Consider the following 16,314-nt stretch of genomic DNA (forward strand, 5'->3'; position numbering starts at 1 on the left):
AGATATTAGAAAATACTAATTGAATGGATATCAATAGAAAAGAAAAAGACCTAACCTTGCCTAAAATAAACTCCCCTGCCCGCCGGAAGCGACCTTCTGGAGATGCTGGTAAGCCCGTGCAGTTGCAACACGCCCACGGGGGGTGCGCTTCATAAATCCGCACTGGATCAAGTATGGCTCATAGATTTCCTCAATGGTGCGCACTTCCTCGGAACAGGCCACGGCAATGGTTTTTACGCCAACAGGTCCACCGCCGAACTGGTCTATCAGAATAGAAAGAATCTTGCGGTCCATGTAATCCAAGCCTAACGGGTCAACATCAAGCTTATTCAAGGCCATGTCTGCCAGCTCACCGCTTACTACCCCATCACCATGCACGGTGGCGAAATCTCGCACCCTGCGCAGCAGACGGTTAGCGATACGCGGTGTTCCGCGCGAACGCTTGCCGATGATTAATGCACCTTCGTCAGTAACCTTAAGGTCGAAGATTCTTGCAGCACGGGTAACAATGCGGGCCAGCTCCTCGGGAGAGTAAAATTCCAAGCGGAAGATGCAGCCGAAACGGTCACGCAGAGGTGAGGTCAGCAAACCTAGGCGGGTTGTGGCCCCTACGAGGGTAAACGGCTCAAGATCGATCTTCACGGTACGGGCGGCTGGTCCCTGCCCGATGATCAGGTCGATGTTGAAATCCTCCATAGCCGGATAGAGCACTTCCTCTACAGTGGCAGGCACACGGTGGATTTCATCGATGAAAAGAATGTCGTTGCGGGACAGGTTGGTCAGGATAGCGGCGAGGTCCCCGCTGCGCTCCAGAACCGGACCGGAAGTGGAAATGAGGTTAACCCCCAACTCGGAAGCGATGATCCGCGCAAGGGTTGTCTTGCCCAGACCGGGGTTGCCGTAGAAGAGGGCATGGTCCATAGCATTGCCGCGCCCGCGCGCAGCCTGAATGAAGACATCAAGGTTATCGCGCAAGTCATCCTGACCGATAAAATCGGTCAGCCGTTGCGGTCTGATGTGATCGTCTGAACCGTTGTTTTCCATCATATTCCGGTACTGCCTACTGAAAAATTACTTGTTCTGGGAAATCTTTTTCAAAGCTACGCGGATAGCTCCACCAGCGTCAAGGTCGGGTTCTTCATCAAAGATATCCTTGAGAAAATCACGAACTTCATCATCCCCGTAGCCGAGATTGCGCAGGCCGGAAAGAGCATCGAGAAATTCACTGCGGTCGCCCTCCACAGGACAGGCACCGCTGCGCACAGTGGCAGATTTCAGAGTTTCCATTTTGTCCTTAAGGGACCAGAGGATCTGGCGCGCGGACTTGGGTCCGATACCGGGAACGATGGAGAGAGTCTTCACGTCCTCGCGGAAAACGAGGTCCTGCAAATCCTTGGGACCAAACTGTGATAGGATCGCCAGTGCCTTTTTGGGACCGAGACGATCAACTGAAATAAGGGTGCGGAAGACCTCACGGTCATCAAAGCAGGGAAATCCGTAAAGATCAAAAGCATCTTCACGGATTACGGAATGAACGTAAAAAGTCACATCCGAGCCGGATTCCGGCAGGGTGGAGATAGCGGAAAGGGTCAGGAAAAGTTCATAGCCCACTCCGCCGGGAGTGAGGATAATGCAGGACTTGTCTGTGGCCTCTAGGAGCTTACCGTGGATATAGGCGATCATCTTCCGGCTACCTTTGCGAATCTTCGTTCATTTAGATGGCAGATCGCAATGCCCAGCGCATCGGTGGTATCGTTGGCCCACTTGGTGTTTTTCACCCCAAGGATGCGCTCCACCATAAAAGCGACCTGCGATTTATCAGCTCGTCCACTACCCACCAGGTTACTTTTAACCTTGGTCGGTTCATACCCGGAAACCACAAGACCGGATACAGCACAGGCAGCCATGGCAGCACCACGGGCCTGTCCCAGCTTAAGAGCTGAAGCCGGATTAGAGGCGACAAACGCATTTTCGATTGCCGCCTCGTCCGGTGAATATTCTTTTATGAGCTCAGCAATGCGAGAGTATATCTCCCCCAATCGCGAGCACATGGGCTTTTTGGTATTGGTCCGGATTGTCCCGGCATCCACAAGGGATACCTGCCCGGAAAGCTCTCTGACGATACCGTATCCGGTAACGCGGGTTCCGGGGTCAATGCCGATGATTACAATACCTGATCCGCCCATCTAGTCTTCCATTTCAGCCATGAGCTCATCGGGGAAGTCAGCGTTAACATGTACATTCTGTACATCGTCGTTGTCTTCCAGCTTTTCCATGAGGTTCATGAGCTTTTTAGCGGTAGGAACGTCAACTTCAACGAGGTTCTTAGGAACGAAAGCGAGGTCGGAGCTTTTTGCTTCGCACTCAGCAGCTTCGAAAGCTTTCTGAACTTCGCTGAAATCTTCAGGCATGCAATGTACTTCGAGGCTTTCATCTTCAGCGATTACGTCCTCGGCACCTGCTTCAAGGCCGATTTCCAGCAGCTGGTCTTCGGTGTACTTTTCAGCATCAAAAACCATAACGCCTTTTTTATCGAACATCCATGCAACGCAGCCTGCTTCACCCATGGAGCCGCCGCCTTTACCGAGAGCGTGACGTACTTCGGCAACAGTACGGTTCTTGTTGTCGGTAGCTGCTTCAACGAGGATAGCAACACCGCCGGGACCGTAACCTTCGTACATGACTTCAGAAATATCACCACCGGCCAGTTCGCCGGTACCTTTCTTGATTGCAGTATCGATTTTGTCGTTAGGCATGTTCACTGCTTTCGCCTTGGAGATGGCGAGACGCAGGGAGGGGTTCATTGCCGGATCGCCTCCACCTTTGGCTGCAAGGATGATGTCCTTTGCCATTTTGGTGAAAATTTTACCGCGCTTGGCGTCCTGTCTACCTTTTCTGTGCTGAATGTTAGCCCATTTACTATGTCCGGCCATTTTTTCCTCCTGAGAATATCAAAGTCCCGTCTGTTGGTTTTGATGGGACAATATTTATATATAATGATGCCTTCGAAATACAACTCGGCGAAGCCTAATAAAAGGTTTTGGAATTCTTAAACCCTTTTGCAAAAGGATTTAAGCCGCCGGAGGCAAAGTCTTTTTTATCAAAAGCGCGAAGCGCATCAAATCAAAGAACCAATCTTCTTACCCTTCAATGCCACGAAAGCCAAGTCCTACGATAAAGAACTCCTTGCTTTCCTCCCTGCAACTCTTCGGCTTGAATCTTTTCACCTTGGAAAACATCTTCCGTAAAGAATCGATGTATTCTTTAACATCAGGTCCATCAAAAATTTTAACGATGAAATGCCCGCCCTGCTTAAGCCTGCTGGGTACGATATCACGCGCACGTTCGCAAAGCTCAAGGGAGTTGGCCTGATCAGCAAACTTTACCCCGGTTGTCTTGGGAGCCATATCACTGATGATAAGGTCATAAGGCAACTGCTTATCCATAGCAGCCAAAAGCTCCGGCGAATCCTCGAATACGTCGGCCTGCAAAAAAGTTGCGTTATCAGGAAAGGCTGTATCAGTGGACTGAATGTCTACGGCAAGCACACGCCCTGTATCCCCGACTTTCTTGGCGGCAAACAGGGTCCATGAACCGGGAGCAGCTCCGAGATCCATAACATTCTGGCCTTTTGCGAAAACTTTGAAACGCTTGTCCAGTTCCTGAAGCTTGTATACGGAACGGGCAGGATAGTTTTCCTTTTTGGCCCTTTTAAAATAATGATCGCGATATTGTTTCATAATCTGATTTATGTTTCGCAGTGATCCGCAAAAGACTTTTGCTACCGACTGCGTTATAAGGTGACTGGAAATTAACTTATTACGGCCCGCAAGCCAAGTATAGTAAGCAATGCAACGCCCTGAAAGAATCCGCATAAAAAACGAATCCGGTCAGCAGCAATCACTTCCCGAAGGTGAAAGATATTTTCAGGACCTCGGCGGCGAAGGGAAAATACTGTTCCTCGGCCTTGGACCGAATCCGGCAATAGCCGCACAGCTTTTCCCGCAGGCGAAAAATTTATACTATCTCGAATGCCCGCAGCACTCCGCACAACTGCCCGAAGGGTATACAATCCCGTCCCGATTTAAGCAAATCAACACGAACGACACAACAAATCTCTCCGAATTCCGGGTAATTCTGTATACTCCCGGCAAACGCTTATTTCCTTCTTTCTGGGAACCTTTGCTCGCCAAACTGACGGTAAACCGTACCGGAATAATGCGTAAAAGCCGCACTAAAACCGTCTGGATTCCGGGGGATGACAACTCGCTACTGGTACCGGAACTTTGCCGCGCCTTTGAGACAGAGGGGTTCTCTTACAGAGTTATTGAGCCGGACGCAATGCGCAAGGGCCTGCTCTCCCTACTGCACAGCGAATTACCGGAACTGGTATTAAGCGTAAATTTCAACGGGCTTGATAATGCGGGAGAAACGTACTTCATGCTCCGTGAGGCAGGTGTGAAGATGGCTGTATGGATGGTGGACAATCCCTTCCATATCTTATCCGGAATTAAATCCACATACTGGCAGGAAGTCCCGATCATGGTCACCGATCATTGGTTCATTCCTGTGCTGGAAAAACACGGGGCGAAAAAAGTCGGACACCTGCCCTTAGCCACCGACCCACATATATTTAACGCCAGGATCGAGCCATATCCGGCCTTGGAAGAACGTACTGTTTTTGTTGGGCGCTCCAGTTTTCCAGCCAAAGAGAACTTTTTTTCCGGCTGTATTTTTAATGAAGAGGATGAACTTGCTGCCTTGAAGTCCATAAAAAACGGCACAAAACCAGATTTTGAATGGTGGACTAAACGAGACAGCATAGAAAATTTCTGGCCCGGACTGGAAGTTCGCTCAACAGGTTACAAGACCGAACAATCAGGATTACTCTGGAGAATTTTGTCATTGCAAAACGCCGGAAAGCAACTCACTGTCTTTGGCGATGAAGGCTGGAAAAAATACCTTCCAGCAGCAGACCTGCGGCCTCCTGTTGATTACTTTACCACCCTGCCGAATATATATACCGGGGCCGAAATTAATCTGAATATGACCAGCCCGCTCCTGCCTTGCGGCCTGACCCAGCGCAATTTTGATGTCTGGGCTGCCGGAGGATTCCTGTTGAGTGACTACACGCCGGGATTATCCATTTTTCCAGAAGATATTCTTGCCCACTGCACCTTCAAAAATCCTAAGAACCTGCCCGACCAAATTGAATTTATCAAAAGCAACCCACAACTTCGAAAAGAGCTTTCAAAAATTTGGCAGAAACATATAATGGAAGAACACACATACAAGAACAGAATTTGTAAGCTGTTAAATTTTATAACCTAAACATGTTTAAAACAAAACGGCACAACTTTTGCTTTATCTGCACTCAGAAACTCTAATCAAGGATGATGACGAGATGCGGAAACTAATATTTTGCCTTGCCCTGCTAGCTTTGACCTGCATGAGCGGATGCTCCGCTTCAGTGCTTATACCACCATTGCCCGGACCTATGATGATTCCGTCATCAGTTGGGACCTTTTACAATGCCTACGCAATCGGCACAGATGAACGAGGTTTCCAGACCATAGTTGAAGACGAAATGCTGGAAACCAGCATCCAGTCTGAAATTCTCAATGAAAAAAATCTCAACATCATGGACCTGAGCACTTACGCATACAACGGACACGTCTATGTGGTCGGTGAATATGACAACAAGGAAGATTTTCAGCTCATCCGCAAGATTGTCAGAAAAAACAAGAAGGTCAATTCTCTTACCACCTACCTGTTCGCGGAAGATGAGACTGCATGCGCCAAAACGGATGACTATATGATCCAAATGGCGGTGAAAAGTGCATTACTGAACGATGACTCCGTATGGGGAGCAAACGTTGCAGTAAAATCAGTGCAATGTAATGTAGTGCTCATGGGCAGGGTCGCCAGCATAAATGAGGCGCTCAAAGCTAAGCAGATAGCCGCAGGAATTGGTGGGGTGAAGGGAGTGAAGTCATTCATCCGCTCCACCCGTCAGAACAAATATCTAGGGCAACAGCAACGAATAGCTGATGCAATGCGTTAAGATCCAAAGAACCCTATGAAGATTAAAGGGAATAATGGTTCCGCAGAAGCTCTTTCGTAAGATCAAGATCGCCCGCTTTAACAGCATCAACAATCTCTCTATGCTCTTGAGCGTGCGCACCAAGATCTACCCCATCTTCCAAATGCTGCTTTACCAAAGTAAACATCCAGTAGTCATTAGCTAAAGCTTCCCATGAGCGCACAAGTGAACCATTTCCGGAACACTCCATAATTGTCCTGTGAAAATCAAGGTCAGCCTGCCCCAAGGCAGTCATATCCTTACGCTCAACTCCGGCATACATACTTTCAACAGCGGACATAAGACCGTCAATGTCGATCCTGTTAAGCTCATACCCCCAGCTTAGTGCCAAAGGCTCAAGCTCACTCCGCACAGCAAAATAATCATACAACTCGTCCGAAGACAGTACTTTTACCCGGGACCCTTTATAGGGTTCGGTCTCCACAAAACCTCTGGCGGTCAAATCCCTGATCGCCTCCCGCACAGCACCCTGACTGACCTGAAGCTCCCGTGAAATTCTGGTTTCAACTATCTTATCACCGGGTTTCAAGTGTCCTTTCAAAATACTGCCTACGATGTGTTCTACAACATCATCACGCAAAACCCGTCTTTTCAGTCCAATACTGGATACCATAGAATTTTCCCCCTGAAGTAAAGGCCGGATCTATGCATTCCCCCTTTAAAACGCACATATCTTTGAGTGCGGAACCTAACCACTTTTTAAAACAATATCAAGGGAGGAAGTGTATACCACAACAATATATTATATAAAATCAATATCTAGCACACATACTAAAAACAACACAAACACCACATCTAATTATAAAATAAGCAAAATACAACGGCACACTGCGTGCTTTTATATAACATATCATTCAATACAACAGTTTTATTAAACTAATTATCGCAAAGCAGAATGCATATACTTTTACTATATCACAGTATTGCAAACATATTCTAATGCATTTCACAACAACCTGTCATTCGAAAGTACAACCTACTGACAACTCATTACTGCACTGAACAATAAAAAAGCCGCTATCCTTACGGATAGCGGCTTTTAAATAAGATTTTAATTAAGCGTTTATACTTTTTTCAGATCATCAATAACACTCTTAAGATCTTCAGACAGGCGGGACAGCTCATGCACTGCCTGAGATGATTGTTCCATAGCCTGGGAAGTTTCAGCCGCGATACGGTTGATTTCATCAGTATTACGGTTAATCTCTTCAGAAGCGGCGGACTGCTCCTCAGATGCAGTAGCAATAGCTCTGACCTGATCTGCTGTTGACTCTACAATATTGACTATTGAAGACAATGACTCTCCTGCATCTGAAGCATAAGAGGTACTTCTTTCAACCATGCCGGAGGCTTTTTCCATATCACTGATGCTATTGCGGGTTCCGGACTGAATAGCTGAAACCGCTTCGCCGACTTCCTTAGTGGCATCCATTGTTTTTTCAGCCAATTTCCTGACTTCGTCTGCTACTACGGCAAATCCTCGCCCAGCTTCACCTGCACGGGCGGCTTCAATGGCTGCGTTAAGAGCCAGCAGGTTAGTCTGGTCGGCAATATCGGTGATCACGTTCATAACCTGCCCGATACCTTCAGCCCTCTTGCCGAGATTTTCAAGCCCGATAGCCATCTGCCCTGCAGCAGCATCAACTTCACCAATACTTGAAATAACATTATCAACAATCCCACCACCGTCATCGGCCTGTTTGCGGGCATCATCAGCGCTCTCAGCTGCCTGTGAAGCGTTCTGGGCTACTTCGAAAACAGACGCATTCATCTCTTCCATAGCGGTTGCAGCTTCAGCTGAACGTTCACGCTGAATTTCTGCGCCTGATCTGGACTGCTCTATCTGGGCGGAAAGCTCCTGCGATGCACTGGTAACTTGATCTACAATCTGCTCCAACTGCCCCGCAGCCTGCAGCATACCTTCACGCTTAGCGTTTTCTGCGGCATTTCTCGCTTCTTCCGCCTCTGCCAAAGCTTCTTTCGCCAGCTTAGTCTGCTCTTCGGCTTCAAGACCTTTCTCTTCAGTTGTTTTGAGCAATTTACCCAGATCGACAACCATATCTTTCAAGGCCTGCTGCAAGGTAAGCAGCTCGCCGGAAAAACGGGACTCATCAGGGATAGCATCAAAGTCACCCTTTGAAACAGATTGGGCCGCACCGACAAGCATCTGAATGGGATTAGCAATAGACCGGGCAACAAACCAACCGAAAAGGCAAAGCACGACAGCAATACCAAGCCCCATAAGCAGGGTATCTTTAACGGTATCATACGCCCCTTCCATGATCTCTGCTTTATCGATCAGCAGAGCCAGCTTCCAGCCAAGGGCAGGCGAAGTAAATACCCGGACAAACTTCTCCTCTCCGCCAAGGATGACCGGAGCAAAGTCGTCTTTCATTTTAGCCAGTTCCTGCATTCCCGGATCTTCAAGATTATCCGCCTGCTTAAACGCATAATCCTTATTTAAAGGATCAGAGAGGATGGTGTTATCACCTTCCATTAATATGATATATCCGGTCTTACCGATCTTAATTGCGGAAACAACATCGGTAAGTGTGGACAGGTTGATGTCGAAGCCTACAACACCTATTACCCGGCCATTATCTCTGATCTTAGAAGTAATGGAACTTACAGCAACACCTGTTGTGGACTTGTACGCCTTACTGACAGAAGTATCCTTAGCCCCAGCCATGGCTGAAGTATACCACGGTCTTGCCCGGGGATCATAACCGGCAGGCATGCCATCCTCCGGATACATGTTGAATCCACCATCCTCCATACCGAAGAAAGCAAAATCATAAGCTTTATGACTTGTAACCATTCGTTTCATCAGGTCAAAAGCGTCCTTTGCCTTATCATTCATCAAATCTCTTTTGACCGCATCAAGACTCTTATCCTGAACCAGATTCAGGTTATTACCGAATGACTCAGTTACCGCCGGTTCCCCGGCCAGAAATTTTGCATTCAACTCCGCTTCATGCATAAACTCTGAGATAAAATTATTCACTTGCTGCAATTCGCTAAGCGAAGACTCCTCAAAAGCCGTCTGAGCCATATCAGTCATTTTCACAAAAGAAATCGAAGCCATACCGCCTGCACATAGCAGTACAGCAGCCAGAATCAATAATATCAGTTTATTCTTGATGTCCAACCTCATTCAGTTAACCTCCTACCGAATTCTCTCCAAAATAAATGTAAGCACCACCCATGATATATTATTTATATATCGTCACAAACTGGCTTTACTTAAGTGAATCACACAGACTTTTGTATTATAATCCACCTAACTAACATCATAACAAAAAAAGCCTTCTGACAGGCAGAAGGCTTCATAGTGACACTTTTATTGAAATGCTTAGTTATTCATTTTCATGGTTATCACCGGCAGGTAACCTGATTATGAACTTTGATCCCTTACCCTCTTCTGACTCAACAAGGAATTCTCCCTCATGATTGCGGGTAATGATAAAATAGGAAACTGAAAGACCGAGCCCTGTTCCAAGCCCCACGCGCTTTGTAGTATAAAACGGTTCAAAAACCCTTTTACGGACATCTTCATCCATTCCGGGACCGTTATCCTCTACTTCAACACGTACAAACTTTCCGTCCTTGCGAGTTCTCAGAGTCAATGTTGGACGTTCATCCGTAAAATCTTTATCTGCCATAGCCTGAGCAGCATTTTTGAATATGTTCAAAAAGACCTGCTCAATCTCAGTTTCAGTAATACCTACGGCCGGAAGATTCTGTTCATAGTCCCTACGGATTTCAATGACCTTAAAATCATATTTTTTCTTAAGATCATAGTCATTCTCGGCAAGACTCAATGCTTTTTCGAGAATTCCCTTCACCTGAACCTGAGTACGGGAAGACTCACTTTTGCGGCTGAATTCAAGCATATTACGAACAATGGAAGCTGCCCTGCGTCCGGCATCGCTGATACCTCGCAAGTAACCGAGAATACCACGCTTATCCATATACTGGTGGACCTTATTCAAATCCAGACCCAACTCAGAAGCAACTTCTATATTCTTCTTCAAAGACGGAGATAAACGCCTTTCAGTACCCTGCACCCCTGAAAGCACTGCGCCCAGCGGATTATTGATTTCATGTGCCATCCCAGCGGCAAGACCACCGACAGACATCATCTTTTCAGTCTGAATCATCATATCCTCAAGGCGAGACTTCATGGTCACATCATCAATAAGAACAACTGCGCCTCGTCCATCTTCACTTTCGAGCAGAGGATAAATTTTAATATTTTTATACTGAATATGACCATCTGAATTGAACGGAATCTTATTCTTCTCACGAACTTCAAGCTTTTCAACCGAGTCCATAATCAAATCACGTTCATCTTTAAGCTGGGGGAAAACGTCCATTAACTGAGTGCCAGCAACCTGTTCGTAGGTCAGTCCGGTATCTTCCTCAGCAGACCTGTTCCACTGATTAATCCTTAGGGATTCATCAACACCGACAAGCATCGTCGGCATGGAATCAATGGTATTTTTAAGCAGATTACGTAAACGGGCCAATTCGTTTTCAGCAGTCTTTTTCTCGGTAAAGTCAAAAGCGATTCCCAGAAAAGAAGTCACCTCTCCTGTCTCATCCCTGACAACCACTGTACTATCTGCAATCCAGTATACCCGTCCTGTGGGATCTACGATCCGGTACTCATGCCGATAATGATCATCACCGGCATCAATGAACCCTTGGACCTCTTCTTCTACCTTGGCTTTGTCGGCAGGATGAATAACCTCACCGTACTTCACCTTACCGGACATAAAGTCGTCGGCCTTAAATCCCAACTGGCTGACATTCTGAGAAACAAGCTCAACAGGCCAGTCATACTCATTTCTCCATTTAAAAAGAACCATAGGGCTTTTTTCAACAATCATATTGGATTGCCGTAAAGCTTCTTCCGCTTTCTTACGCTCGGCAATATCCCGGATCAAATTAAGGCGCATTTCATTGAACGCCTCAGCAACACGATCAATTTCATCCGGCTTGGTGTTTTTCTTCCGCCGCTTAAGTACCAACTCGCGGCCAAGGGTGCTGATATCCATTTCCTGTGCATATTCAGCCATGGTCTGCAAATGACGGGTGACCATATAATGGATAATCATGAGGATAAACAGCGCGACTAAAAAGGTCTTAACCGCCTGAGTAAGCAGGACGACAAAGACCCTTAATCGTAAGCGTTTGAAAACATTATCAAGATCGGCAACAGCACGCAGCTGTCCTACCTCAACACTCTTTCCGTCAATGACATGTACCAGTGGAAAATTTTTCTCAATTACATTGCCACCGGCAGGCACTTTACCAATAAATGCCACCGGATCAACAGATCCGAAAGACATCTCAACGACCTCAAGGTATCGCATCCCGGGTAGCTTTAAAGCCCCTTCAAGCTGGATTTTAACATGGTCTATATTAATATCCCAAAGGCTGGCGGCTATCGTATTGACGTAGCTGTGCTCAATCTGCCCGAATCCTTTTTGAATCTCGCTGACATCACTACGGTATTCCATATACAGCTGGACGCTGGTGCCAAGAATCGTAAAAAAGGAACTACAAATTAAAATATATACAAGAAGCTTGTATGGAAGGACCTGTCCCTTTCTTATTTTTAAAAATTTGACCATATTCTCCACCGGAATAAATGTCGCTAAGATATAAATGAAAACTGTTTTTCGATACGAACTCTTCAGCGTATATTGACATAAATCGCTAAAGGATAAAAGATTCTTTTGTAATAAAACAATTAATTAAAACTAAAAAGCAATCTGAACAGCAACATATTTCAAGGATCAAGCATGGCCATACGGCAACACGCCATAGTAACTGCATTACTTAACAAAAGAACAATCACATTATCAATGCTGACTGTCTCGACACTGCTACTGATTGTATCTTTTGTTGGCGCTGCCGTACCTTATCAAAATGACATGAAAACTTCTTCTTTGAGTGACAATGAAAACTTCAGTTTAGATTTAACCACAGACAAAGACAGTGCCCCCATAGAAACAGAGATCCTGCAACCAAAGCTGGCACCAATTCCAAACAAAGAAGAAGTCAGCCCCCAAAAAGCAAATGAAATAAAGCCCTCAAAAGAATTAAAGGAAATCATTGAAAAGGTGAAAAGCGGGAAATTGCCAGCCAAGACCAATAAAACCGACGCCAAAATTGATTATTCAGTAAGCAAAGAAGATCTCGCTATTATCAAATCGGAAGGCAAAGCGTTTAAGGCTGAAGAAATCCAACCTTCTCCGGCTTTAGAGGCTGTCCTTGAAGCGTACCGAAGCGGCAATCTCGACTATACCCAACGGGATATTAAGGAAGTTGAAGATGAACTGTTTTACCATCAGCCATACTCAGAAATGAACATGGCATCCATCTATGATCTGGTGTTGCTTCAAACCGGCCGCGACGTATTTCTGTCGCTGGATTACCAGCAACTTTCAATTAACGATAAAACATCAGAGCAATTGGAATCCAGCCGAATCAAAGACCTGCAGCAAACCATTGCCGCCATCAAGGTCAAAGAGAAAAAAAAGCAGGACAAAGCAACGGACACCCACGAAGAAAAGCAAAAGAAAGCTCAGGTAAAGATTAAAATCAAACCCAAGGAAACTTTTGCCCGCAGAGTCCTTAACCTTCTTGGAATCAGGCGCAAAGATGAAACTGTTGATTACGAAAGTCTCAGCAAGACATACAGGGCTTACAAACGCTGGGACGAGCACGTCAAAAACATCGATGACATGCTACGCCGCAAACGTAAGCGCAAAATTCAACTGATTCAGCAACGCATTTACAGACCATCACAAAGGATAGACTGTAGTGCCCCTTCTTTTCGTGGAATATGCCCGGACGGGCAATTGAAAATCGATCCTTACAAAAACGGCAATATAAGATTTATTAAACCTTAATCAAGGAGCAGCCACTGCTACTCCTTGTGTTCCGCCCATTTGTTTACGGCTTCAAGAAACATAAAAGTTTCAGTAGATTTTACGCCGCCGACACTGGATAGATCATCAACAAGAAACTGGCGAAAAGCATTTCGGGAGGAAACAAAAACTTCAACAAGGAGGTCAAATCGTCCGGAAACGTTCATTACAGACTGAACCCCTGGGACATTAGCCATTTTTTCCATGATATCAGGATTGGCTCTTTCTTCGAGGTTAATACCGACCATGGCGATAAGGCTGTTTTCAAAATAGAGAGGATTTACGGAAGCAGTAATTCTCAAGTAATCATTTTTGATCATACGTTCTGTACGCAAGCGCACTGTTCCGTCGGAAACTCCAAGCTTACGGGCGATATTTTTATATGACTCGCGCCCATTACGCTGTAATTCTTCAATAATCTTACGGTCTACATCATCAAGTACCAAAGGACGCTCTTTCACGCGAAATCTCCTTTACTTAAAATAAATTCACTTTTTATCATTTAATGAAACATACATAGGAGGAAAATAACAATTCCGTCAATATCTGATTTCATTAATGCGATTTCATCAAAATAGAGTTTTTATTGCCTTTCGCACAAAATTTATTATTAAAATTTTGCTTGACACAATTTAATATGTTGTTTTTTAAATAACGCGTAGCAACACTATTACTGGACGGGAGAAACGTATATGAAAAATAATTTACTTCAGGCACTTTCAGCCCAGACCGAAGAGCTGAAAGCCAATGGCCTTTACAAAGATGAAAGAATCATAACATCCCAGCAACAGGCCCTTATTTCGGTTAAGGGCGGTCAGGAAGTACTCAATTTCTGTGCTAACAACTATCTGGGACTGGCTAACAACCCTGATCTAATTGAAACGGGCAAAAAAGCTCTGGATAAATATGGCTTCGGACTCTCTTCAGTACGTTTCATTTGCGGAACGCAGGATGTCCACAAAGCGCTGGAAAAAAGAATCAGCGAATTTCTCAAAACCGAAGACACAATTCTTTACAGCTCCTGCTTTGACGCCAATGGCGGTCTTTTCGAAACAATCCTCTCCAAAGAAGATGCGGTTATCAGCGATGCCCTGAACCATGCATCAATCATTGACGGCGTGCGCCTTTGTAAGGCCCAGCGCTTTCGTTACAAAAACAACGACATGGCTGACCTTGAAGAGCAGCTCAAAGCTGCTGAAGACTGCCGTTACAAACTGATCGTCACCGACGGTGTTTTCTCTATGGACGGCATTATCGCAGACCTCAAATCCATCTGTGATCTGGCGGACAAGTACGGTGCGCTGGTTATGGTTGACGATTCCCATGCAGTGGGCTTCATCGGAGAAAACGGTCGCGGTACCCCTGAGTACTGCGGTGTGCTGGACCGTGTAGATATCATCACCGGAACCCTCGGCAAAGCCCTCGGCGGTGCTTCCGGCGGCTACACTTCCGGACGCAAGGAAATCATTGAATGGCTGCGTCAAAGATCCCGCCCATATCTCTTTTCCAACACCCTTGCTCCTGTAATTGCCTCCACTTCCATTGCTGTTCTGGACATGATTGCAGAAAAACCGGAACTCCGTGAAAGACTTAACGAAAACAGCAAAATATTCCGTACCCGCATGGAAGAAGCCGGTTTTGACCTCGTACCTGGCAATCACCCGATCATCCCCGTAATGCTCGGCGATGCTGTTCTGGCCCAGAAAGTGGCCGAAGGACTGCTCAAGGAAGGCATTTACGTAATCGGATTCAGCTTCCCGGTCGTTCCCCGCGGACAGGCACGCATCAGGACTCAGATGTCCGCCGCGCATACCCCGGAACAGGTTAACAGAGCGGTTGATGCTTTCATCAAAGTCGGCCGTGAACTCGACATCATTAAATAAGGTACAAGGCAAAATATAATGAGCACCATGAAAGCCCTCGTTAAGAGCAAAGCTGAAGAAGGCATCTGGATGGAAGAAGTTCCGGTTCCGGAATGCGGTCACAACGATGTTCTGATCAAAGTAAAGAAAACCGCTATCTGCGGAACAGATATCCACATCTACAACTGGGACAGCTGGGCACAGCAGACTATTCCCGTCCCAATGGTTGTTGGTCATGAATTTGTCGGTACCATTGAAAAAATGGGCGGCGAAGTTCAGGGACTTGCTCTTGGTGACCGCGTTTCCGCTGAAGGTCACGTTACCTGCGGACACTGCCGTAACTGTCGCGCAGGCAAGCGCCACCTCTGCCGCAACACCATCGGTGTAGGTGTAAACCGCCCCGGATGCTTTGCCGAATACGTATGCGTTCCCGCTGTCAACGTATTCAAGCTGAATGACGCCATCACTGATGATGTGGCCTCCATCTTCGACCCCCTTGGAAACGCTGTCCACACAGCTCTTTCCTTTGACCTCGTTGGTGAAGACGTTCTCATCACCGGAGCTGGCCCCATCGGAATGATGGCCGTAGCCGTTGCCCGCCACGCAGGTGCAAGACATGTTGTCATCACCGACATCAATGACTACCGCCTTGATCTGGCCGGTAAAATGGGTGCAACCCGTACCGTCAACGTGACTAAGGAAAAGCTGGAAGATGTCATGAACGAACTGGGCATGACTGAAGGCTTTGACGTAGGTCTTGAAATGTCCGGCAGCCCCGCCGCATTCGGCGAAATGCTGGATAAGATGAACCATGGCGGCAACATCGCACTGCTGGGAATTCTCCCGGACAACACCGCTATTGACTGGAACCAGGTAGTGTTCAAGGGTCTGAAACTTAAAGGCATCTACGGACGTGAAATGTTTGAGACATGGTACAAAATGGCTTCCATGCTCCAGTCCAGCCTTGATGTAACCCCCGCAATTACCCACCACTTCAAAATCGACGACTTCCAAAAAGGTTTTGACGTGATGCGCAGCGGTCAGTCCGGAAAAGTAATCCTCGACTGGACCAAATAAATTATTAAGGGCAGGCGGTATCAACCACCTGCCCTTTTTTCCTCCCATCAATTCTTCATTGAGGCGTAGAGCCTGCGCACGTGCCGTTTGCTTATTCCCAATCTTTCAGCAATATCAGCATTTTCCACACCATAATCTTTAAGTTGAGCTACCTTTGCAGCCAGCCCGGCATGCTTTAAAAAGCGAGTTGAAACGTAAACGCTTTCATGAGCAAATTCGTTCATAACACTTAAGGCAGCATTTTCCGGACACTTCATTCCTGATTTTACATGGTTCATTTCCCGAACCAGAACATCGTAGAGTACATTCTCCCTCATTTATCCAACTCCGT

Annotated in this window: 15 protein-coding genes; 5 read left to right on the forward strand and 10 right to left on the reverse strand. The window is 46.4% G+C overall.

What is annotated here, in order from left to right; translation table 11 throughout:
* Nucleotides 1-60: 60 nt before the first annotated feature.
* The 5 genes from ruvB to DESAL_RS14620 form a co-directional block, all read right to left on the reverse strand.
* Nucleotides 61-1,047, reverse strand: a complete 987-nt coding sequence (gene ruvB, locus DESAL_RS14600) for a Holliday junction branch migration DNA helicase RuvB (RefSeq protein ID WP_041721918.1) — start codon at nucleotides 1,045-1,047, stop codon at nucleotides 61-63.
* Between the two features lie 24 nt (nucleotides 1,048-1,071).
* Complete coding sequence (gene ruvA / locus DESAL_RS14605; protein ID WP_015852752.1) at nucleotides 1,072-1,683, reverse strand: Holliday junction branch migration protein RuvA; 612 nt, start codon at nucleotides 1,681-1,683, stop codon at nucleotides 1,072-1,074.
* A complete protein-coding gene (gene ruvC / locus DESAL_RS14610; protein WP_015852753.1) occupies nucleotides 1,680-2,186 on the reverse strand; it encodes a crossover junction endodeoxyribonuclease RuvC in 507 nt (168 codons plus the stop codon). The genes ruvA and ruvC overlap by 4 nt, the downstream gene beginning before the upstream one ends.
* Complete coding sequence (locus DESAL_RS14615; RefSeq protein ID WP_015852754.1) at nucleotides 2,187-2,933, reverse strand: YebC/PmpR family DNA-binding transcriptional regulator; 747 nt, start codon at nucleotides 2,931-2,933, stop codon at nucleotides 2,187-2,189.
* Between the two features lie 207 nt (nucleotides 2,934-3,140).
* Nucleotides 3,141-3,740 carry an RlmE family RNA methyltransferase gene (locus DESAL_RS14620; RefSeq protein WP_015852755.1) on the reverse strand — a complete coding sequence of 200 codons (600 nt, stop codon included), beginning with the start codon at nucleotides 3,738-3,740 and terminating at the stop codon, nucleotides 3,141-3,143.
* Between the two features lie 109 nt (nucleotides 3,741-3,849).
* Between DESAL_RS14620 and DESAL_RS14625 the strand changes: the two genes are divergently transcribed.
* Both DESAL_RS14625 and DESAL_RS14630 read left to right on the forward strand, forming a co-directional pair.
* Entirely contained in the window at nucleotides 3,850-5,331 is a 1,482-nt protein-coding gene (locus DESAL_RS14625; protein ID WP_015852756.1) for a glycosyltransferase family protein, read from the forward strand.
* A gap of 73 nt (nucleotides 5,332-5,404) precedes the next feature.
* Nucleotides 5,405-6,064 carry a BON domain-containing protein gene (locus DESAL_RS14630; RefSeq protein ID WP_041721921.1) on the forward strand — a complete coding sequence of 220 codons (660 nt, stop codon included), beginning with the start codon at nucleotides 5,405-5,407 and terminating at the stop codon, nucleotides 6,062-6,064.
* A 22-nt stretch (nucleotides 6,065-6,086) separates the two neighbouring features.
* Here the strand turns inward: DESAL_RS14630 and DESAL_RS14635 are convergent, their stop codons facing one another.
* The 3 genes from DESAL_RS14635 to DESAL_RS14645 all read right to left on the reverse strand — a co-directional run bounded on the left by DESAL_RS14635 (nucleotide 6,087) and on the right by DESAL_RS14645 (nucleotide 11,628).
* Nucleotides 6,087-6,716 carry a GntR family transcriptional regulator gene (locus DESAL_RS14635; RefSeq protein ID WP_015852758.1) on the reverse strand — a complete coding sequence of 210 codons (630 nt, stop codon included), beginning with the start codon at nucleotides 6,714-6,716 and terminating at the stop codon, nucleotides 6,087-6,089.
* 450 nt (nucleotides 6,717-7,166) lie between these two features.
* Nucleotides 7,167-9,257, reverse strand: coding sequence for a methyl-accepting chemotaxis protein (locus DESAL_RS14640; RefSeq protein WP_015852759.1), 2,091 nt, complete (start codon nucleotides 9,255-9,257; stop codon nucleotides 7,167-7,169).
* Between the two features lie 202 nt (nucleotides 9,258-9,459).
* Nucleotides 9,460-11,628, reverse strand: coding sequence for an ATP-binding protein (locus tag DESAL_RS14645; RefSeq protein ID WP_245543746.1), 2,169 nt, complete (start codon nucleotides 11,626-11,628; stop codon nucleotides 9,460-9,462).
* A gap of 285 nt (nucleotides 11,629-11,913) precedes the next feature.
* Between DESAL_RS14645 and DESAL_RS14650 the strand changes: the two genes are divergently transcribed.
* Nucleotides 11,914-13,026 (forward strand): hypothetical protein, encoded by a 1,113-nt coding sequence (locus DESAL_RS14650; RefSeq protein ID WP_015852761.1) that lies wholly within the window; start codon nucleotides 11,914-11,916, stop codon nucleotides 13,024-13,026.
* Between the two features lie 17 nt (nucleotides 13,027-13,043).
* Here the strand turns inward: DESAL_RS14650 and DESAL_RS14655 are convergent, their stop codons facing one another.
* Complete coding sequence (locus DESAL_RS14655) at nucleotides 13,044-13,505, reverse strand: Lrp/AsnC family transcriptional regulator (RefSeq protein WP_015852762.1); 462 nt, start codon at nucleotides 13,503-13,505, stop codon at nucleotides 13,044-13,046.
* 231 nt (nucleotides 13,506-13,736) lie between these two features.
* Here DESAL_RS14655 and DESAL_RS14660 point away from each other — a divergent pair, with 231 nt between their 5' ends.
* Nucleotides 13,737-14,927: a glycine C-acetyltransferase gene (locus tag DESAL_RS14660; RefSeq protein WP_015852763.1), complete on the forward strand. Its 1,191-nt coding sequence runs from the start codon at nucleotides 13,737-13,739 to the stop codon at nucleotides 14,925-14,927.
* An 18-nt stretch (nucleotides 14,928-14,945) separates the two neighbouring features.
* Nucleotides 14,946-15,983, forward strand: coding sequence for an L-threonine 3-dehydrogenase (gene tdh / locus DESAL_RS14665; protein WP_015852764.1), 1,038 nt, complete (start codon nucleotides 14,946-14,948; stop codon nucleotides 15,981-15,983).
* A 47-nt stretch (nucleotides 15,984-16,030) separates the two neighbouring features.
* Here the strand turns inward: tdh and DESAL_RS14670 are convergent, their stop codons facing one another.
* The gene (locus DESAL_RS14670) at nucleotides 16,031-16,300 is read right to left on the reverse strand and encodes a helix-turn-helix domain-containing protein (RefSeq protein WP_015852765.1); all 270 of its coding nucleotides are present in this window, start codon (nucleotides 16,298-16,300) and stop codon (nucleotides 16,031-16,033) included.
* Nucleotides 16,301-16,314 lie beyond the last annotated feature (14 nt).

The organism is Maridesulfovibrio salexigens DSM 2638 (assembly GCF_000023445.1).
GTDB classification, from domain to species: domain Bacteria; phylum Desulfobacterota; class Desulfovibrionia; order Desulfovibrionales; family Desulfovibrionaceae; genus Maridesulfovibrio; species Maridesulfovibrio salexigens.